21 protein-coding genes are annotated in these 17,525 nt (G+C 66.0%); 12 read left to right on the top strand and 9 right to left on the bottom strand.

What is annotated here, in order from left to right; genetic code table 11:
* The first annotated feature begins 68 nt into the window (after positions 1–68).
* From AC1Q49_RS08935 to AC1Q49_RS08915, 5 genes are all read left to right on the top strand, one after another.
* Positions 69–329: a hypothetical protein gene (locus AC1Q49_RS08935; protein WP_269268559.1), complete on the top strand. Its 261-nt coding sequence runs from the start codon at positions 69–71 to the stop codon at positions 327–329.
* Between the two features lie 956 nt (positions 330–1,285).
* The gene (locus AC1Q49_RS08930; RefSeq protein WP_492491706.1) at positions 1,286–2,212 is read left to right on the top strand and encodes a hypothetical protein; all 927 of its coding nucleotides are present in this window, start codon (positions 1,286–1,288) and stop codon (positions 2,210–2,212) included.
* A 143-nt stretch (positions 2,213–2,355) separates the two neighbouring features.
* Entirely contained in the window at positions 2,356–3,357 is a 1,002-nt protein-coding gene (locus AC1Q49_RS08925) for a ParA family protein (RefSeq protein ID WP_492491704.1), read from the top strand.
* A complete protein-coding gene (locus AC1Q49_RS08920) occupies positions 3,354–3,788 on the top strand; it encodes a ParB family protein (RefSeq protein ID WP_269268556.1) in 435 nt (144 codons plus the stop codon). Before AC1Q49_RS08925 ends, AC1Q49_RS08920 begins: the two co-directional genes overlap by 4 nt.
* 46 nt (positions 3,789–3,834) lie before the next feature.
* Positions 3,835–4,578, top strand: coding sequence for an SOS response-associated peptidase (locus AC1Q49_RS08915; RefSeq protein WP_269268555.1), 744 nt, complete (start codon positions 3,835–3,837; stop codon positions 4,576–4,578).
* A 259-nt stretch (positions 4,579–4,837) separates the two neighbouring features.
* Here AC1Q49_RS08915 and AC1Q49_RS08910 read toward each other — a convergent pair whose 3' ends face one another.
* The 5 genes from AC1Q49_RS08910 to AC1Q49_RS08890 form a co-directional block, all read right to left on the bottom strand.
* Positions 4,838–5,170 carry a hypothetical protein gene (locus tag AC1Q49_RS08910; protein WP_492491701.1) on the bottom strand — a complete coding sequence of 111 codons (333 nt, stop codon included), beginning with the start codon at positions 5,168–5,170 and terminating at the stop codon, positions 4,838–4,840.
* Positions 5,167–5,826 carry a ParA family protein gene (locus tag AC1Q49_RS08905; RefSeq protein WP_242085693.1) on the bottom strand — a complete coding sequence of 220 codons (660 nt, stop codon included), beginning with the start codon at positions 5,824–5,826 and terminating at the stop codon, positions 5,167–5,169. Before AC1Q49_RS08905 ends, AC1Q49_RS08910 begins: the two co-directional genes overlap by 4 nt.
* Positions 5,827–5,839: 13 nt before the next feature.
* Complete coding sequence (locus AC1Q49_RS08900) at positions 5,840–6,658, bottom strand: hypothetical protein (protein ID WP_242085691.1); 819 nt, start codon at positions 6,656–6,658, stop codon at positions 5,840–5,842.
* A complete protein-coding gene (locus AC1Q49_RS08895) occupies positions 6,651–8,300 on the bottom strand; it encodes a hypothetical protein (protein ID WP_492491698.1) in 1,650 nt (549 codons plus the stop codon). Before AC1Q49_RS08895 ends, AC1Q49_RS08900 begins: the two co-directional genes overlap by 8 nt.
* Positions 8,301–8,377: 77 nt before the next feature.
* The gene (locus tag AC1Q49_RS08890) at positions 8,378–8,611 is read right to left on the bottom strand and encodes a hypothetical protein (RefSeq protein ID WP_242085687.1); all 234 of its coding nucleotides are present in this window, start codon (positions 8,609–8,611) and stop codon (positions 8,378–8,380) included.
* 177 nt (positions 8,612–8,788) lie between these two features.
* Between AC1Q49_RS08890 and AC1Q49_RS08885 the strand changes: the two genes are divergently transcribed.
* Both AC1Q49_RS08885 and AC1Q49_RS08880 read left to right on the top strand, forming a co-directional pair.
* Entirely contained in the window at positions 8,789–9,319 is a 531-nt protein-coding gene (locus AC1Q49_RS08885) for a helix-turn-helix transcriptional regulator (protein ID WP_269268551.1), read from the top strand.
* 146 nt (positions 9,320–9,465) lie between these two features.
* On the top strand, positions 9,466–9,945 hold the full coding sequence (locus tag AC1Q49_RS08880) for a hypothetical protein (protein WP_269268550.1): 480 nt from the start codon (positions 9,466–9,468) through the stop codon (positions 9,943–9,945).
* Here AC1Q49_RS08880 and AC1Q49_RS08875 read toward each other — a convergent pair.
* Entirely contained in the window at positions 9,942–10,421 is a 480-nt protein-coding gene (locus AC1Q49_RS08875) for a hypothetical protein (protein ID WP_269268549.1), read from the bottom strand. The two genes, AC1Q49_RS08880 and AC1Q49_RS08875, sit on opposite strands and share 4 nt — an antisense overlap.
* A gap of 51 nt (positions 10,422–10,472) precedes the next feature.
* Here AC1Q49_RS08875 and AC1Q49_RS08870 point away from each other — a divergent pair, with 51 nt between their 5' ends.
* The 5 genes from AC1Q49_RS08870 to AC1Q49_RS08850 all read left to right on the top strand — a co-directional run bounded on the left by AC1Q49_RS08870 (position 10,473) and on the right by AC1Q49_RS08850 (position 14,772).
* Complete coding sequence (locus AC1Q49_RS08870; protein ID WP_269268548.1) at positions 10,473–11,009, top strand: hypothetical protein; 537 nt, start codon at positions 10,473–10,475, stop codon at positions 11,007–11,009.
* Between the two features lie 46 nt (positions 11,010–11,055).
* Entirely contained in the window at positions 11,056–12,753 is a 1,698-nt protein-coding gene (locus AC1Q49_RS08865) for an ATP-binding protein (RefSeq protein ID WP_492491694.1), read from the top strand.
* A gap of 7 nt (positions 12,754–12,760) precedes the next feature.
* Positions 12,761–12,952: a hypothetical protein gene (locus AC1Q49_RS08860; protein ID WP_492491692.1), complete on the top strand. Its 192-nt coding sequence runs from the start codon at positions 12,761–12,763 to the stop codon at positions 12,950–12,952.
* Positions 12,953–13,030: 78 nt separating this feature from the next.
* Positions 13,031–13,480, top strand: coding sequence for a LexA family protein (locus tag AC1Q49_RS08855; RefSeq protein ID WP_454115808.1), 450 nt, complete (start codon positions 13,031–13,033; stop codon positions 13,478–13,480).
* Positions 13,481–13,497: 17 nt separating this feature from the next.
* Positions 13,498–14,772, top strand: coding sequence for a Y-family DNA polymerase (locus AC1Q49_RS08850; RefSeq protein WP_454115807.1), 1,275 nt, complete (start codon positions 13,498–13,500; stop codon positions 14,770–14,772).
* Positions 14,773–15,749: 977 nt separating this feature from the next.
* Here the strand turns inward: AC1Q49_RS08850 and dprA are convergent.
* From dprA to AC1Q49_RS08835, 3 genes are all read right to left on the bottom strand, one after another.
* Positions 15,750–16,688 (bottom strand): DNA-processing protein DprA, encoded by a 939-nt coding sequence (gene dprA, locus AC1Q49_RS08845; RefSeq protein ID WP_492491689.1) that lies wholly within the window; start codon positions 16,686–16,688, stop codon positions 15,750–15,752.
* A 71-nt stretch (positions 16,689–16,759) separates the two neighbouring features.
* Positions 16,760–16,900, bottom strand: a complete 141-nt coding sequence (locus tag AC1Q49_RS08840; RefSeq protein ID WP_269268545.1) for a hypothetical protein — start codon at positions 16,898–16,900, stop codon at positions 16,760–16,762.
* A 67-nt stretch (positions 16,901–16,967) separates the two neighbouring features.
* Positions 16,968–17,222 (bottom strand): hypothetical protein, encoded by a 255-nt coding sequence (locus AC1Q49_RS08835; RefSeq protein WP_492491687.1) that lies wholly within the window; start codon positions 17,220–17,222, stop codon positions 16,968–16,970.
* Positions 17,223–17,525 lie beyond the last annotated feature (303 nt).

The raw sequence follows: 17,525 nt of genomic DNA, 5'->3' as shown, positions 1-17,525 counted from the left end.
CAAGGAGAATTGCGACACGCGGGTGTCGCCCTATGGAGTTAATCCCAGTACTGGGCTTTACTGTACGCATGACCGACGTTTCTTCCGACCGACCGCGGCGTGCGGTTCGACGTCGAGAGCGCGGCACGATGATCAAGCCGGTCGCCCTCACCTACACCGTAGAAGAAGCCAGCAAGGATCGTTTCGAGGCGATCGCCGCCCGTTCTGGTCTCTCCGCCGCTCTCTTCTTCGAATCGGTGGTGGAGCATCTCGAGCTCACAGACCAGGGCATCCCCCCATGGGTGCCCCCGCTCTCACGCGACGGGGAGTTGCCTATCGACACGGCTTAAAAAGGTGGACCCCCCGCCGAAGCGAGGGGTCCAGGTCTCTGTGGTTCCGAACTGATCAGTTTGCCGACGTCCAGTTCGAACTAGTCCTTCAAGATTCGCGACTTGCCGGTCGCAGCTCTTGTCGTATTCGCCGGGAGGCAACCCGGACTTTTGTTGTGCCCTCAACCGCGCTGGAGGAGGTGACCCCATCGTAGCTCAAGCACATATATATGCACAGCATTCACAGCCGAAATCTGCAAGCAGTTTGCAAGAAAAATGCAAGCAGATTTCGCCTGAGAGCCCGTCGTTCGCTGGTCTGACCCCTCAGACGGCTTCTTCTAGTGCACCCGAGGGGATCTGCACCTGCCTGAGCAGGCCCGCACGCAATCGCTCTAGCACGGCTGCCCCGCCGTCGCCGTGTGGCGCTGGTGTGCACAGGTGGAGGCGCCCCCTTGCCTCGCCTACGCCGGCCACAGGGGCTGGGGCAGCTTCGCCGGAGCCTCCCTTGTCCCGTTCCTGGTCTCTGCCCGTCGCTGACGGTGCCTACAGCCGGATTGTGGCCTGGCAGTCGCCGACGTCATGGCTTGCTCTGGTCCGTCGCATGCTCGCGTCGACGCGCGGTGAACAGCTGCGCGGGAAGGTGAAGATCTCGGCCGACACGGTGCTGCGTGTCGCGCAGATGGACGCGCAGTGCGCAGACCGGCTCACCGGCCGCGGCGTCACCACCTCCCATGCGTCCGTCGCCCGGCAGCTGGGCATGTCCGATCGCACCGTCGGCACCGCCAGGCGGCTACTGGAGAAGCTCGGCCTCGCCGTGACGGTCGTCATGGGTCGGCACCTCTCCCCCGCCGAGCGTCGGCAGGCCAAGCGCGCGCACGGTGGATACCAGGAGGCCGCAGCATCCGTGCGCGCCATGACCATCCCCGAACCCAGCCGGCCTGTGGAGATTTTCCACCTACCGCGCAGCGGTTCAGTTCTTGAGGAATCTCACGATCAGAGATGGTCACCAACGCGCGCCCCAGCGCGCGAGACGGGCGCGCCCCGGGCCGCTCGCGACGGCCGCTCCGCGGCCGAAGCTGAGACGAAAGAGTCGATCTCGCCCCCAGCCCCCGAGGCCGCCTCGCCCGATCGCGCTGCAGGAGTTCGCTTGGAGAATCGCTCGCAACTACGGCCTGCACTCCCCCGGGCCCGCCACCACGCCGGGTGCTCTCTACGGCGCCCGCCACATCGGGCAGCTGTGCAACATCCTCGAACGTCACCGGATCACGCCTGACCGCTACACGCTCGAGACGCTGCGCGCCGAGCTCGACGACGCACTCGCCGCCGCACGGATCCGTCCGCTCGACAACGCCGACAAGCGCGATCGGCTCGCGCACTTCGCCTGGATGCTCGGAAAGCTGCAGGCCTTCACGCACGGCGAGACCCGGCACGAACGCCAGCTGCGGGAACAGGAAGAACGCGTCAAGGCGCGCACCGTCGCCGCCGACGAGGCCCGGACCAGGGCGGCCGAGGAGGCAGAAGCGCTCAAGGCCGCGGAAGCAGCTCGCGCGGCCTTCTTCGCAGAGCACCACCGCTCCCCCACCCGACGCAGGAACTCATCGACCGCATCACGCGTCCACGCGATCAAGACGCTCGTCACCACGCTCGTCGGCCCCTCCCCCCTGCACCAGCAGTCCAGAGAGCTTCAGGGGCTCGTCGGCGACATCACGATCCTGGAACGGCTCCTCGTCGAGGCCGGCTGGATCCCGTCTCACGATCCGACCCGCAAGTGTGCCCGCTGGGAGTACGGCACCCATGTGCTCACGGTCGAGCTCCAGGGCCAGCACGCGCGTGTCGCGAGCCCGTCCACCACGCTCCCCACACCCATCGCCGAGCAGCTCCACCTGGTCGCCAACCGCCAATAACGGCAATAACAGTAAAAACGGGATACACGCTGATACCGGATATTGCGTCAACGACGGGATACACGTTATGTTCGTTAAACACGCGAATGCGTGTATTACGTGCAACAACGGGAATCCCGTCATTAACGCTGGAGGATGAGCGAGTGGCAGCTCAGGGACGCGTGGTCGACCACGACTTGCTCAGCAGAGTCCTGGCTATCGAGAGCCTGAAGGGGGGAGTCGGGAAGACGACCCTCGTCTCGAACGTCGGTGGATACTTCGCCCTCGCCGGCGCCCGAGTACTCCTCGTCGACCTGGACCCGCAGGGGAACCTCGAGGACGACCTCGGTTACTCGGACGACGAACGCAACGACGGGGGAGAGTCGCTCGCCAAGGCCATGATGTTCGGAGGCACCGTCCAGGCGATCACCGACGTCAGGCCCAACCTCGACGTATGGGCCGGCGGGGGAGCGCTGCACAACGTCACCGCCGCGCTGAGCGCGGAGATGGGACGCAACCCCACGGGCGCCAAGCTCGCCCTCGCACGGATCCTCGAGCCCGTCGCCGGCGACTACGACTTCATCTTCCTCGACTGCCCGCCGGGAGACGGCGTGCTGCAGCTGGCGGCTCTGTCCGCCGCGCGATGGGTGCTCGTGCCCAGCAAGACCGACATGTCCAGCATCAAGGGCGTCGCCAAGGTCGCCGAGCGCATCGACCAGGTCCTCGACGTCAACCGCGACATCGACCTGCTGGGCGTCGTCCTCACCGACGTCGGCACCGCCACGGCGCGCAAGGACGGCGCCGTGCACATCCGCAACGCGGAGAAGGACGCCCGCCACGCGCTCGACGAGATGTTCGGCGTCGGAGACGACAACGGTATCGGCCGAGACATCGTCTTCCACCGGACGGTTCGTCACAGCGAAGCCGTCGCGAGCCAGGCACGTAACGCCGGTCTCCTCGCCTACGAGCTCGACGTGCGCGCCAAGGACGAAGCCAAGGCAGGCATCGCCTGGTGGAAGATCCGCAGCGGTGAGTTGAAGAACAAGCAGCTGACGAGCTCAACTGCCGGCTCAGTCGCCGGCGATCTTCGAGCGATCGCACAGGAGATCAACGACCGGCTCATCGCCGCCGAATCCCACCCCGAGCTGGAAGGAACACACGCATGAGCGACGACGCCCCCCTCGGCATCACCGGGCTCGCGCCTCGGAAGGTCGACCCGAAGAGCATGATCGCCCGCAACCGCCCCGCACCCACCACAGATCCAGCCCCCGCCGCACCCGCCGAAACGGCTCCTGCAGCCCCTGAGCGCCCTGCAAAGGCTCCCGCGGCACCACGGCGCCCCCAAGCCGCACGGAAGCCCGCAGCGGCCACCAAGAGCGAGCAGGCACGCGTCAACACGTACATCGACCCCGATGCCCGCTCCCGTGCCGTTGCGACGTACAAGGCGACCGCGCACCTCGAAGGAGACGAGTCCTTCAGCGCGTTCGTCGAGACCGCGCTGCTGAACGAGTCAATCCGACGTGAGCAGCTGCACAACGACGGGGAGCCGTTCGCGGCCAGCGGCCAGCTGCAGCGCGGTCGACCCGTGCGCGGCTGAATACACGCACCAGCGAGCGTGTATCGGCGGGGGATACCCTCGCAGCATGTGCGGCAGATTCGCCCTGAGCTCGACGACGAACGAGTTGATCACCGCCTTCGTCGCCGCCGGCGGCCGCGCAGAGGACTGGCGACCGACCTACTCGATCGCCCCGACCACCTCGGCGCCGATCGTGCGCATCGCCTCGAGCGAGCAGGACAGGAAGCAGCGCGAGCTCACGCTCGCGCGATGGGACTGGCCCAAGCCGCCCAACCGGCCAGCGGGCGGCCCGATCATCAACGCGCGTATCGAGAAGCTCACAAGCCGGTTCTGGGTGGGCGCGTTCTCCCACAGCCGATGCCTCGTGCCCATGGCCCCCGGCTACATCGAGTGGACCGGCGCCGCCGGCGACAAGCAGCCCCACCTGATCACCGGTGACGGCTTGCTGGCGGCAGCCGGCCTCACCTGGACGACGGAGATCTCCAACGCTCGCGCTCGCGTGTTCGTCGTCGTCACCCGAGAAGCGCGAGACGCCTCCGGCGAAGTCCACGACCGCATGCCGGCGTTCGTCACACCAGACCTGTGGGAGGCCTGGCTCGATCCCACCCCGCTCACCGTCGACGGCGACACGCGCGCCTCCGCCAGCAACCGTGACGAGCTGCTCGCACTCCTCGAGCACAGCTCAGAGTCCGTCGCCCGAACGATGCGAACGCACCTCGTGGACCGACGACTGAACAACAGTCGCACCGTAGACAAGCACGACCCGAGCATCCTCGACCCAATCGCCACCGAAGACGTGAAACCTGCTTGAAAAATGCAAGCAGGCTCCACCCCCGAACCGAGCACCTATCGTGCAGTGAACGTGCACCTGGGGGAGAGGGCCTGTTGGTCTGAGCCTCCGCATCTCTCCCGCGCCATAGCGCGGATCGACGCTGCGGCTCAGCCTAACACGGGCGGCCAAACCTGCAAGCAAAATACACGCAAATTGCAAGCAGATTTCGATACGAAACTATGCGCGAGTGTCGCGGGATGAGCGCTGCGGAGAGGGGGGTGCAGGCGCGTCGTGAAGGTCAGCGACGACGTCGGCTAGACCCGTAGTAGTGGCGGATCGCGGCGGTGACGGCGTCGTCCTTGGTCAGACGAACCCCGCTCTGCGCGGCCTCTTCGCGAGCGTTGTCGATCAGCTCGAGCACATCAGGCGGCAGCCGGAACGTGGCCGCCTTCTTGTCCACCTTCTTGACGTTGTACGGGCCCCGGGGCTTCCCCTGCCTGGACGGCTTCGATGCAGTCGGTGTGGTCTCCGTCTCCTCGTCGGGGACGGCCTCCAACGACCGGGGTGCGGTCTCGGGCTTACTGAACGCGGCGCTCCAGTCCGTCTTCGTCTTCGACGTGGGCTGTGTCATCGCGAGCCTCCCGTCAGGATCTCGTCGAGCACTTCCGGGTAGACGCCGAGGTTGGTCGGCGCCGTGCCGAAGGCCTGCGAGTAGAGCAGCTGGAAGGGCACGTTGACGTCGAGCACGTGCAGCCCTTCAACGTCGCCCTCCATTTGCTTGAGCTGCTCCCACGCCTCCCGGAAGCTAATGGTGTTCGGCTTGGTGCGAGTGAACAGAATCGACAGCTCGATCGGCTTGATGCTCGCGACCTCGGCCGCGGCCTGCAGAGTCGGTGTCAACCGAGTCGCCTCAGACGGGGTCGCGCCGATCGGCATCAGCAGCTGGTCGGTGACCATCAGCGCCTGCCGCAGCGTCGTGGAGTCGTTGCCGGTATCGATGATCAGGTGACCGTCGGGCCACATCTCCCGGACCCGCTTGCCAAGCAGCTGGGAAGGCAGGTAGACGACGTTCACCTCGGCGGGCCAGACCTCGCCGGCGTACTCCGACCACTCGAAGCTGGTGCCGTTCGCTCGGTCCGCGTCGACGAGCAGGACCCGCTGGCCGGTGCGCTGCACCAAGGCCAACGCGAGCATGATCGACGTCGTCGAGCGCGCGACCCCTCCCTTGAGGTTTCCCACCGTCAACCGGAGCGGGTTCTCCAAGGGCGTCTTCTTCTCAGTCATCATGTCTCGTTCCTCGTCACGACCTGCGGCGGCCGCGTCGTTGTCCTTGCTCGAGGCGGGCCTTCTGTGCGGCGCGCGCTTCCTCGGCAGGGCTCAGAGCCCTGCCTCTGCGGGGCCGCCCCTGTGCCTTGAACGTCTCGTATTCGGGTGTCTTGGCGTCCGAGAACACGGTCAGCGTCACCCCGGTGATCGGCTCCTTCGAGACGTCCAGGTTCAGATACCGGTTCTTCGACTCGCCCCGCATCCACTCCAGTGCGCTGCCGCCGGCTTCGTTCACACGCTGCAGCATGGTGGAGGCGTTGTACGTGTTGACCTCCATCACCCGCCCGTTCGCGAAGGTCAAAGTCGCCCGGACCTTCTTCTGGTTCTCCTTCGCCTGCCCCTTCGCTGCGTTGCGGATCTGCTTGACGATCTCCGCATCCGCCAGCGCTCGCCCCTTCGCGGTCTTCCCCTTAGGCAGCCGAAGCTCCACCTGACGGCCGCCCTCCGCCATGTAGGTCGTCGAGGCCTGCATCGCGCCACCCTGGCGCGCAGCGGTGTACGTGCCGCCCGGATCCTCGGGAACGACCGTCTTCGCCTTCGCGCCGGCCTTCGCACGCACCGGAACCAGACCACCGGACTTCAGTCGTCGACGGGGAGGGACGCTTGACGCGCGGCCGGTCGTCGCGAGCTCCTCGAGCGTCGACCGGTACAACGCCCCGCTGGTCTCACCGTTGAGGATCTTCCGGACCATCCTGGGGGAGCGGTGCAGTTCCGCGGCGATCTCCGACGTCGATACCCCGCGGCCGCGAAGGAAGCGCACCAGATCCTGAGCCGAACGCTGCTCGTCAGCCACCGGCCATCACCTCGTCCCGTTCGAGCGCAGCCTCGATACCGGCCTTCTCCGCTCGCGACCGGAGCGACAGACGCTGCTGGATTCGCTCAGGGGTGAGGAAGGATCCACCACCGAGGTAGCCCTGAAGGCGAAGACGCCCGGTCTTGCCGTCGTCCCCACCGCCGTTGGCGACCGGCAGCGACCAACCCGGAAGGGTACTGGTGTAGATGGCGTCACCCTGGATGCCGAGCAGTGTGGTCGGGTCGACGGCGAGAGCGCCGGCCGTGTGCAAGCCGAGCGCACTGGGCCCATCGAGAACACGAGCTCGCGCTCGACCCCACACCTGCGCGGCGAGCTCCGGGTGATAGAACGACTCGGTGCGGGCGTTGCGTTCGCTGGGCACGTGGTAGACGAACAGCTTGCCCTGGCGCTGCATCCGAGCCTGATATTGCGCCGGCACCTCGAGGGCGCTTGTAGCGACACGGGTCTGATCCCGCCCCGAGGAGGCGAACGCACCCACACTGTGAAGGACGATCGCGCGGAGCGCGGCCATCACAGCGCGACGGAGCATCGGGTGCATGTCGGGGTGCTCATTGACCCGGTCTCGGGCCCGCATGATCCGCTCGAAGAAGGTGTCGAGAGGCCGGGCCTTCCGGAAGACGATCGCCTCCTGCGGATCCACGACCCATCCCGCGGAGCGGGCTACCTGGATCTCGGCGGCATCGGCCCAGGTCTCTCCGCGAGCTCCCGGCCGGTTGGGGTAGTACCACCCGTCCTCGACCCGCTGGTGTCGAACCCCGAGGATCCCGACATGGTTCCACGTCGTGGGAATCTGGAAACGGACGTAGAACCGGGCCCGTGCGTAGGGATCCTCTTCCATCAGCTGGTAGGCGGCGGCGCGGTTCAGTCGGCGCGCGGGCCCGATACCGAGCTCACGACCCAGCGCCGCGTACATGAAGCGGCCATCGACGTACGCGAACTCATTGATCTTCTTCTGCTTGGCTGGGTCGACGAGCGGGACACAGTCCTCGTGAGCAGAGGCATCAGGGCCGGCGACGAGATGCTCGATGTGGTGTTGGCCGCTGGTCGCGTGGATCTCCTCAGCGATGTCGGACGAGACCGGCACAGGGTTGACGTTCTTGGGGAGCGAGAGCGCCCAGAGATTGGTGCCAGTGGCGGCGGGGGAGTTGAACATCCGCGCCCGCTCGTCGGCGGCCTTCAGAATCGCGGCGGTCGTATCCCAGGCACTGCGGGCCTGGGCGGGGGAGAGTGGGATATCCCCGAACCATTCCTCGGCCGTGCGCACCTCAATCTTGAAGCCGGTGGTCTCGTGCTCGAAGCGCCCAGTGGGAGGTCCGTTGTTGATCCAGTGTGTGCCGGACTTCCATCGAGGTGTCTGCACGTACAGCCAGTGGCGGACGCCAGGCTCAGGCTCGGGTCGCTTCCCGGTCAGCATGATCCGGTTGGCGCCGAAGCTGGCAGCTGTATCGAGAAGATCGGTCAGGTTCGGGTTCTTGCGTCGGTCGCCGATGACCGGACGCACAGAGGTGCCGTCCTGGGTCACTCCCTGGCCGGTTGTGTGGTCGACCCAGATCGTGGGAACGTCTTTCGGCACCCAGGGCTTCGGGCGGTAGTCGTACTCCTCCATACCCGTCACCTCCATGACCTTATATTAGTAAAAGAATATTGCAATTTGCAAGCAGATTTCACGACTCTCGCGGGCTGCTCGTCGAGGCGAGGTCAGGATGCCTTCGCCTCGAGCATCAGAGCCCGTGCTCGGAAAGCTTTCTGGGTCTTGCGCAGACCGGTCTCTGTCATACCAAGCAGCTGAGCGACTTCTCGGTACGTCATGCCGGCGGCTCGCGCCTCCTCTACGAGACGACCACGCTTCTCAAGCAGCTCGTCCGTGCGGGCGATCTCTTCTCCGACCGCAGCGATCTGCCGGCGGATGATCTCAACGTTCTCGTTCGACATAGAACCATGTTACGGAACCAGGATGCGCAACTAGGTGACTGTCCAGGCGTGTCTGCGAAGTGATTCTGCTGAGAGGCGTCTACGGCGCGTGGTTACATTCATGAAAGGGGCGGCGATCGCTCCGCCAACCAACCAGACCACAGGAGAGTCAATGGGTGACGGCAAAGCGGTGTGGCGATGAGTCAGCAACACGGTGGATCCTCCCGGCGGATCAGCAGCGACGACATCGCCAAGAAGATGGGCGTCTCTCTGAATACCGTCTACGTCTACCGGAGCAACGACCGCTCGAAGCTCCCCGGACCGGCGAGGTTCCCCGATCCTGTCGGCTATGACGGGCGCACAGTGTTGTTCGATGAGGCCGAGATCGACGCCTACATCGAGGCTCGCTCGCGAAGATCCGGGACGGCAGGCCGGCCACCCCGCACCGCACAGACAGACGGCAGCAGGGATGCCACATTCGCCGCACGCCTTCGCCAGGCCGTGGCAGCGGGCGCAGGCGAACCCGACGTATCCACCCTGCGCGGACTCGCCTCTCAGCTGTCGCTGAACACCGTCACTCTCGGTGAACGTCTTCGGGGGCGAACGGCTTGGAGGCCCGAAGAACTCGCTGCGATCGAGCATCTGCTCTCCATCTCCACCTCAGACGCGAACGAGCATGTAGAGGTGATGCGCGCGCAGCGCCGCGCCGCACGGAGATCCAAAGAATGACACCTTCCCCGTTGCCCGAACCGCCCGCCGGCATCCGGCGCGCCACGGCTCGAGATCTGTTCCGACAGTCCGGATGGGTGCTGCGGTCTCTTCTCTGGCAGAGGGCGTTCACCTCCAGCACGACAGCTGGCCAGAGAGTCTTCTCGATGCTCCTTCTTCTTCTCGGGGTCGCGTTCGTCGGAGTGGGGGTGAAGTACGGTCCGGTCATCTTCGCCGCGGCCGCCGCGTGCGTCGCCGTGGCGCTGCTCCTGGTGGCGCTGCTGCTCAGGACGCGTGGTGGGCAGTCGCACCGCCTCACTTACGTACTCGAGGACGGCACCTCGACCATGACGATCCACGCCACCAGCGAGTACTGGACTATCACCGATCACAACCGGGCACCCCGAGCCAAGGGTGCGGGGGAGAGGCTCCAGAAGCTGCTGCTGGCATCCGCGGCCGCGGCCGCCGACTCCGTCGACGTCGGGATCAGGCTCACCGCCTCCGCGCCCGTCCTGGCCGCTGAGTACGCAGAGCGGCTACCCGGGCTGATAGAGGTAGGGCCCGCTTTCCCGTACGGCATCGCGATGTACCGTCCCAGCCTCAGCCAGCGCAAGAAGCTGGCTGCATCCGAAAGTATCGACGGCTAGGAACCCGCTGCTAAGACCTGCAGCCCTGACCGGATGACCCCGACTGCGGTGAGAAGCGAGTCCGGGGTGCGTCGCAGCTGCTCAACCTTGGACATCAGCTCTTGGACGGCCTCGTGTGGAACGAGGGATTGCTGAACAGGATCACGCAGCGACACCGGGATCTCCGCGAGCATCCACACAGGGCCATCGAATGTGTAGCCACGTTGACCCGGGAACTTCCGCAGCACCGCGTACACCTCGTCGTGCAGAACGGAGATGCGCCACTCAGACTCCCCGAAGTCCTCTGCGAGCCGGAAGCCGTCCGAGACATCCCAACCGCCCAGATCTCCGGTCACCCCGTTGGCGGCTTCACGACGGGGATCTTCTGCGAGGAACACGAAGGGGTTGGCGTAGGTCACCACGCCATCGGGGGCGGCAGACGCGTATCGAGGGATCGACATGCCGACCATCATCGCACCCGGCAGCGTCGCGCTCATTTGGTATCCTCGTGCATTACTAACCTTCCAATGATCGAGCGGAGAGCAGGAATGGTTTCAGAGCTGACGATCCCGCTGGAGGACGTCGTCCGCCCAGAGTTCGTGACCTACATGCAGGCAGCGAAGATGATCGGCGTCCGGCACGACACGGTCCGCGTGTACCAGACACGCTCCCGCGCCCTAGAGGCCAAGGGAAACCCGTCCGGCGTCCCTCTGTTTCCCAAGCCCATGCGCATCGAGGGGTTCCGGGGCACCGCAGTGTTCCACCGGGCCGAGATCGAGGCCTACATCGCCGCGCAGCAGAACCGAGAGCCCAAGACAGTGGGAAGGCCTGCGCGAAACACCGTGGGACGCCTCGACTGGGATACCAGCAAGAAGGTAAGCGGCCTGGTGCAGACGCAGCTCACGAAGAAGTCGATGAGTGCGTTCGAGGCAGCGCGTTCGGTCGGCGTCGGCGCCGGCCCCTTCCGTGCTCGGCTGCTAGGGGAAGTCCGCTGGCGCGACGAGGAAGTTCAAGCCCTCGAGAAACTCCTCGGGGTGAAGCTGCTCAAGAAGCCGCGGGCGGTGAAGGAGAAGACGACGCCATGACCGAATCGAACCGCTCTCAGCGATCGCTGGACCCCCGCGTGCAGCAATGACTGGGTTGCGCGTCGCCGAGGATGTCTACCTGCCCCTCGACATCATCACGAGCTCCAACGGCATCCTCGCCAAGAAGGGTGCCGGCAAGACGAGCGCTGCAGTGGTTCTCCTCGAGGAGATGCACCAGGTGGGCGTGCCGGTCATCGTCGTCGACCCGAAGGGCGACTGGTACGGCGTGCGCACGTCAGCGGACGGCCGCTCACCCGGTCTCCCCATCCCGATTCTCGGCGGACGGCATGGCGACATCCCTCTCGACGCGACTGCCGGCGAGCTCGTCGCCGATCTCCTCGTCGACCGCCAGCTGTCCGCCATCCTCGACGTGAGCGAGTTCACCAAGGCCGAGCAGCGCCGCTTCCTCCGGGCCTTCGGCGATCGCTTCTACCGCCGCGCCGACCGCACTCCGACCCACTTCATCCTCGAGGAATGCCACGAGTACCTTCCGCAGCAGGTCCGCGGTGAGAACGCGGCGCTCGTCGAGACATGGCAGCGCATCGTCAAGCAGGGCCGCTTCAAAGGCCTCGGCGTCACGATGGCATCCCAACGCAGCGCCGCCGTCAACAAGGACGTCCTCACCCAGATCGACAACCTGTTCGTGCTGCGCACCACCGCACCCCAGGACCGCGACGCCATCAAGGCATGGATCGACATCCACGCCGACTCAAAGACGATCCTCGCCGAACTCCCCACGCTGCAGACAGGCGAGTGCTGGCTCTGGCAGCCCGAGCGCGGCGAGCCGATCAAGTTCCGGTTCCGACGCCGGCACACCTTCGACGCCGGCACCACCCCGCAGGTAGGGGAGCATCTCTCCATCCCTGCACGCACGACTCTCGCCGACGTCGACCTTGCCGCGCTCGCGACCGCGCTCGCGCCAACTCGCACCACCGAAGATGACGTCGTTGCTCAGCTGCGTGACGAGCTCACCCGCCTTCGCCGCGAGCTCGCCGTGGCGAAGAACGCACCACCTCGGGAGAAGGTCGTTGAGCGCATCGTGGAGATCCCGGCTTCCGTAGATCCCAAGATCGTCGACGGTCTGCGCCACGTGCTCGCCGAACTCGCCGCCGTGGTTCATTCTCTGGCCGAGCCTCAACCCGCACAGACTGCTCCGGCAGCCCCCGAGGCCGTATCGCATCGGCACCCCGAGGAGCCCGCGCAGCCGTCTGCGGTTGACCCCGCAGCGTCGGCTGGTTCCACGACCAAACTGCGCAGCGGCGCCCATCGCATGGTCGTCGCACTCGCGCAGATGGCGCCGCTTCGCCTCACCAAGAGCCAATGGGGGACCGTCTCACATCTCAAGACCTCCGGCGGCACCTGGTCGACCTACCTGTCGGACATCCGACGCGCAGGATTCGTTGACGAGAACTCCGCCGGCTACACCCTCACCGACGCGGGCTTCGATTACCTCGGTGCACGCCCTGCCCCTCTCACACCCAGCGAGCTCCAGGACCATTACCGCGGCATTCTGCGCCGCGGCGCAGCCACCATGCTCGACGCGCTCATCGACGCCTATCCCGATCCACTCAGTCGTGAAGCCCTCGGCGCGGCCGCGGAGATCTCCACCTCCGGCGGCACCTTCTCGACCTACCTATCCGACCTCACCCGCAACGGCTTGGCTCGCAAGACTGACGGCGGAGTCATCGCCACAGAGATCCTCATCCACGGCCCCGAGCTCGAGCAGCTCACTCTCGGTCGCTAGGCGCCTGATGTCACTCGACTACTGGGAAGAAGCTCTCAAGCAACGCGCGGAAGGGGACACCCTGTGCGGCTTGGCGGTCACCACGGACGACATCGGACGGAAGGCCGATCTCGCCGATCTCGCCTCTCGCCAATACGCGATCGCCGCACGGTTCGAAGAACTCCACTTCCATCAGCTGACCGGGGAGCAACCACAGTAGCGGTCGGCTCACGCGGGCCTCACCCCACCGCATACAATCGATATCCGAATAGCACTACGAATGTGCAAGGGAATCGGTATGTCAAAGGTCGTAGAAGTGTTCCGCGTCGGTGAGGTCTCGCCGGGCAGAACTCTCCTTGCGGCACCGGTCGCCGTCGCCGCGGGGTTCCCCTCTCCCGCGCAGGACTACTACGACGGCCCGATCGACCTGACAGAGATGCTCGTAGAGGATCACGCGGCGACCTTCATCGTCCGCGCCGCGGGGCACTCCATGACGAACGCGGGTATCAGCGACGGAGACGAGCTTCTCGTCGACCGTTCGAGAACACCGCAGGATGGCGACGTCGTCATCGCCGTCCTGGATGGTGAGCTCACGATCAAGAGGCTCGTCGTCGACGACGCTGCGATCGTCCTCCGCGCGGAGAGCAATGAACACCCCGACATTGTCGTCGACGAACTCTCCGAGCTCACGATCTGGGGGGTAGCCACCTACTGCATCCACCACCTCAACCGCGCGCGGTCCCGCTGACGCAGGGAACGTGCTAGATGCTCGCCCACGTCGATGTCAACTCCGCGTATGTGAGCTGGGAGCGCGTCTTCCAGCCGCGGCTCGAGGGACGGGCTGTAGCTGTGCTGAGCAACAACGATGGAATGATCGTCGCGTCATCCCGTGAGGCCAAGGCGCTCGGACTCGACCTGGGCAGGCCGTGGTTCGAGCTCAAGCCTCACGCCGAGCGGCTGCAGCTGACCGCACTGAGCTCCAATTATGAGCTCTACGGCGACATGAGCCGGCGAACCATGGAGGTGCTGGCGAGGTTCACGCCCGATCTCGAGGTGTACAGCATCGACGAAGCGTTCCTCCGAGTGAGCCCGCGCATCGCCGGCGACGTTCAGGCGCTCGCCGATCTCGGCCGTGACATCCGCGACACGGTGCGCCGGCTGATCGGCGTCCCCGTGTGTGTGGGCATCGCCGAGACTCGCGTGCTCGCGAAGCTCTCTAACCGCACAGCCAAGAAGCTCCCCGTCTTCGATGGTGTGTGCGTGTGGCCCGGCACGCGCCCAGACTGGAGACTCTCGCTCATGAAGCGGCTGCCCGTCTCGGAGATCTGGGGAATCGCGAGCCGCCTCGAGCGGCGGCTCGTCGCAATGGGGATCACGACGATCGCGGATCTCGCGGCCGCGGACCCAGTCCAGATCCGCAAGGCATTCAACGTCGTCGTGATGAGGATCGCGCTCGAGTTGCGAGGAATCCCCTCGATCGCCGCAGAAGAGGACCGCACCGGGAAGAAAGAGCAGCTGATCGTGTCACGCTCGTTCTCGGAGAAGATCACCACGCGCGCAGGGATGCGCCAGGCGCTGTCTGTCTACGCGCAGCAGGCGTCTGCTCGTCTGGTCAAGCACCAGCAGGTCGCAAAGCTTCTCACGGCCTTCGCCGGCACCTCCCACTACTCGGAGCAGCGCAGCTTTCCTTCCGTGCTCGTCAAGCTGCCGGCACCGACCGCCGACCCTGTCGAGCTCACCCGTGCCGCGCATACACTGCTTCCCCTACTCGAGGACGGCACACGCTATGCGCGCGCCGGGATCATGCTCACCGACCTACGCCCCGCTCATGTGTACGAACCGCTCGCCCCGTTCCGGCACCCGCACGAGGACCTCGGCATCGCGGAGCTGATCGAGAAGGTGCAACGTCGAGAAGGCCGTGATCTCCTCGGGCTCGGATACGCCGGACTGCGTCCGGGGCCCGCCTGGCAGATGAAGCGCGAGATGCTCACACCTCGGGCGACGACTCACTGGGACGAGCTCGTCACCGCGCTCGCGTGACCCGGGTGCTTCTGTTCGACGTGCCACTGCAGGGGCGACGGAGGCGCGAGTGAGGGTGTCGGTCGACCCCGAATACGGGCAGCCAGGAACGTCGCACTCCCAGCGATACCGGTTGAAGCCGGTGCGCTTCCTCTCGATCATGACCCGCCCGCTCGGTCGTTGTTCGAAGGCCGGCGCGAAGCTCCGGCGTGTGTCGGACAGAAGTCCAACCGTCGCCGCCGCCCGTCAGCTCTCACTTCACCGGGAACGTTGACACGCCAGCCTTGAGCTCGCGCGTGCGCCCGGACGTTGGCGGCGGCGGGAGCACGGAGGGGAACCCGGTTGGCCTCGCACGGCTGCTCCGGCCACGGAGCGCCATCGCAAGTGATCTTCACCGCGTCGATCCCCCAGAACGAGGCATTGCGGGGTGCTCTGAAGTCGCGCGTGACGGTCATCGGGCCACGCCTCTGACCGGTTCAATCTCGTAGCCCTGCTGGAGGAACCAGGCGATCCGCTCGCGCGCGTCCGCGGGGAGGAAGATGCGAGAGGGGCTGGGAGACATCGAGTACCACTTCACGAGCTCAACGGCTTCACCGTCGCGGACATGGCGTCGGGCGTGCGCGACTCTGCCGCCGTTGCCGTGAGGGATCGCGTCGCAGAACTCGCACGGGTGCGCTTTGCGCGCATGCGTCTTGGAGGAGTTCCGTTTCCCGGCCGTGTCATACGCGCCGCCTGTCCAGGCCATGGCTACTCCACTCCCGGCTCGTCGTCGCACGCGCCGCTACGGATCGCGTCGACGCCGGCCCTCGTCAGCACCCAGCCGGGACTCAGCCACGAGTACGGCTCGATCAGCCCTCGCTGATGCAGGGAGCGGATGGTCCCCCCCGGGATGCCAAGTCCTGTCGTGTCTAGGAAGCTCGACCCCCCGGATGGGGAACGACCATCCGCGATCATCCGCATGGTCACCCGCTGTGACCAGTTCAGCCCGCGTGCGTTGCTCACCGTCGAGCCTCGCCGCTGATCAGCGCAAGGATGTCGGAGGCCTCTGTGATGAGGCTTGCCCCGTGCTCACGGATCAGGTGGTGGCACCCGGTTGATGATGCGCTCGTAACAGGTCCGGGGACAGCGCCGAGCGTCCTGCCCAGCGTCGCCGCGGTGGTCGCGGTGGTCAGAGCGCCGGAACGGTATCCCGCCTCGACGACGATGGTCGCGGCCGATGATGCCGCGATGAGGCGATTGCGGCCGAGGAAACGCCAGCGTGTCGGTGTTGCCCCGGGCGGCATTTCGCTCGCGACTGCGCCCCCGCGTTCGACGATGTGCTCGATCAGGTCGCGGTGTCCCGCCGGGTAGGGGCGGTCTGTGCCGCCGGCCAACCAGGCGACAGTGACCCCGCCAGCGCTCAGCGCGCCGCGGTGCGATGCCCCGTCGATTCCATAGGCGGCGCCGCTGATGATCGTCACGCCGCTGTTGACCAGGTGCTCGCTGAGATTGTGAGCGACCGTGTCTCCGTAAGAGGTGCTCGCCCGGGCACCCACCATGGCGACGCTGCTGCTGATCGGTCCCGTGAGAGCGTCGGCGTCTCCTCGGAGCCAGATCAGGTGTGGTGCCTGAGCGCCGAGATCAGACAGCCCCGGGATCTGGGATGGGGCTATCAGTTGGATGCCGCCCCGGGCAGCGTCGGTGAGGGCGTGATCCACTGCGGAGGATTGGAGCCTCGGGAGCCAGCGTCGGATCGCGGCGGACGCTTCGGTGTGGTCGGCAACGGCGCCGACCTCGATCAACGATTGGATGGCGGCCTTCGGGTTCTCCAGCTCAGTGAGAGCGGCCGAGTGACCCAGGGCGGCCGTGAAGGCGACGGCGACTGTGTCTGCGGGCTCGGTGATGGCGGACCAGGCGGCGCGCGACTCGGTGTCGGTGTCGGTGAGGAGGGTGCTCATCTGGATGTCCTCTCGGAGTGGTGGAGGTTGGAAGCTGGGTGCGGGGGAGTGGGCACCCCGCATCCAGCGGGTCAGTGGCGCAGGTCCGCCCAGTCACGCCCGAACGAACCGTCGAACAGGTCGGCGAGCGGATCGTAGGACTCAGGATCGAAGCTGATGCCGTACTGCTCGGCGTAGTGCTGGCTCATCGTGTCCTGCGTGGTGGTGGCCATCTTAGCTCCTTGTTAGTATCCCTGACAGTTACAGTATAGCGGTTGACGCCGACATCGAGAAGTGGGATCAGCAGATCTCGAAGCCGCCCGAGGCGCGGGCGAACTTCGCGAACTCGGCGACGTTCGCGACATCGAAGACATAGGACGCTGCCCACGGTTCGCGGTCGCCGAGGCCGTCGCAGCCGTTGCACCATCCGCGCGCGGTGAAGCCCATCTGGACGCCGATGTCGTCTGAGCGGGTTCCTGTCCCGGCACACAGTTGGCACGTCTCGCGTGGCAGGGCTGCGATCTGGACGCTGCGTTCCGCCTCGTAGAGAGCCACGGCGCCGTTGTTGAGATCCTCGGTGAGCGCGTCGGCAAGCGCCGCGGCGTCATCAGCGTCGAGCCCGTCTCCGTCGTTGGTGTGCCACAGGGTGCAGGCCGCGGCGAGATCGGGGTGGGCGTGGGTGATGTATTCCGCGAGCGGATGCCACCACCAGACCGAGTTGCGGAAGTACTCACCCTCGGTTGAGGCCGGTGCTTTGCCTTAGATGTCCATCCCCATGGTGGTTGCTCCTTTGTTGGTGTGTTTCCCTGACAGTTACAAACTAGTAGGGGGGTCGGACATTGAGGGGACGTGTGGGGG

Source organism: Microbacterium sp. MPR-TSA4 (assembly GCF_058792815.1).
The sequence above is the reverse complement of the archived record's forward strand: the minus strand, read 5'-3'. Positions and strand labels throughout refer to the sequence as shown.

Bases quoted from the DNA above. Each gene is read 5' to 3' on its own strand.
- AC1Q49_RS08935 (WP_269268559.1), top strand. From the start codon at position 69: ATGACCGACGTTTCTTCCGACCGACCGCGGCGTGCGGTTCGACGTCGA.
- AC1Q49_RS08920 (WP_269268556.1), top strand. From the start codon at position 3,354: ATGAGCGACGACGCCCCCCTCGGCATCACCGGGCTCGCGCCTCGGAAG.
- AC1Q49_RS08915 (WP_269268555.1), top strand. From the start codon at position 3,835: ATGTGCGGCAGATTCGCCCTGAGCTCGACGACGAACGAGTTGATCACC.
- AC1Q49_RS08910 (WP_492491701.1), bottom strand. From the start codon at position 5,170: ATGACACAGCCCACGTCGAAGACGAAGACGGACTGGAGCGCCGCGTTC.
- AC1Q49_RS08905 (WP_242085693.1), bottom strand. From the start codon at position 5,826: ATGATGACTGAGAAGAAGACGCCCTTGGAGAACCCGCTCCGGTTGACG.
- AC1Q49_RS08895 (WP_492491698.1), bottom strand. From the start codon at position 8,300: ATGGAGGTGACGGGTATGGAGGAGTACGACTACCGCCCGAAGCCCTGG.
- AC1Q49_RS08890 (WP_242085687.1), bottom strand. From the start codon at position 8,611: ATGTCGAACGAGAACGTTGAGATCATCCGCCGGCAGATCGCTGCGGTC.
- AC1Q49_RS08885 (WP_269268551.1), top strand. From the start codon at position 8,789: ATGAGTCAGCAACACGGTGGATCCTCCCGGCGGATCAGCAGCGACGAC.
- AC1Q49_RS08880 (WP_269268550.1), top strand. From the start codon at position 9,466: ATGCTCCTTCTTCTTCTCGGGGTCGCGTTCGTCGGAGTGGGGGTGAAG.
- AC1Q49_RS08875 (WP_269268549.1), bottom strand. From the start codon at position 10,421: ATGAGCGCGACGCTGCCGGGTGCGATGATGGTCGGCATGTCGATCCCT.
- AC1Q49_RS08870 (WP_269268548.1), top strand. From the start codon at position 10,473: ATGGTTTCAGAGCTGACGATCCCGCTGGAGGACGTCGTCCGCCCAGAG.
- AC1Q49_RS08865 (WP_492491694.1), top strand. From the start codon at position 11,056: ATGACTGGGTTGCGCGTCGCCGAGGATGTCTACCTGCCCCTCGACATC.
- AC1Q49_RS08860 (WP_492491692.1), top strand. From the start codon at position 12,761: ATGTCACTCGACTACTGGGAAGAAGCTCTCAAGCAACGCGCGGAAGGG.
- AC1Q49_RS08855 (WP_454115808.1), top strand. From the start codon at position 13,031: ATGTCAAAGGTCGTAGAAGTGTTCCGCGTCGGTGAGGTCTCGCCGGGC.
- AC1Q49_RS08850 (WP_454115807.1), top strand. From the start codon at position 13,498: ATGCTCGCCCACGTCGATGTCAACTCCGCGTATGTGAGCTGGGAGCGC.
- dprA (WP_492491689.1), bottom strand. From the start codon at position 16,688: ATGAGCACCCTCCTCACCGACACCGACACCGAGTCGCGCGCCGCCTGG.
- AC1Q49_RS08840 (WP_269268545.1), bottom strand. From the start codon at position 16,900: ATGGCCACCACCACGCAGGACACGATGAGCCAGCACTACGCCGAGCAG.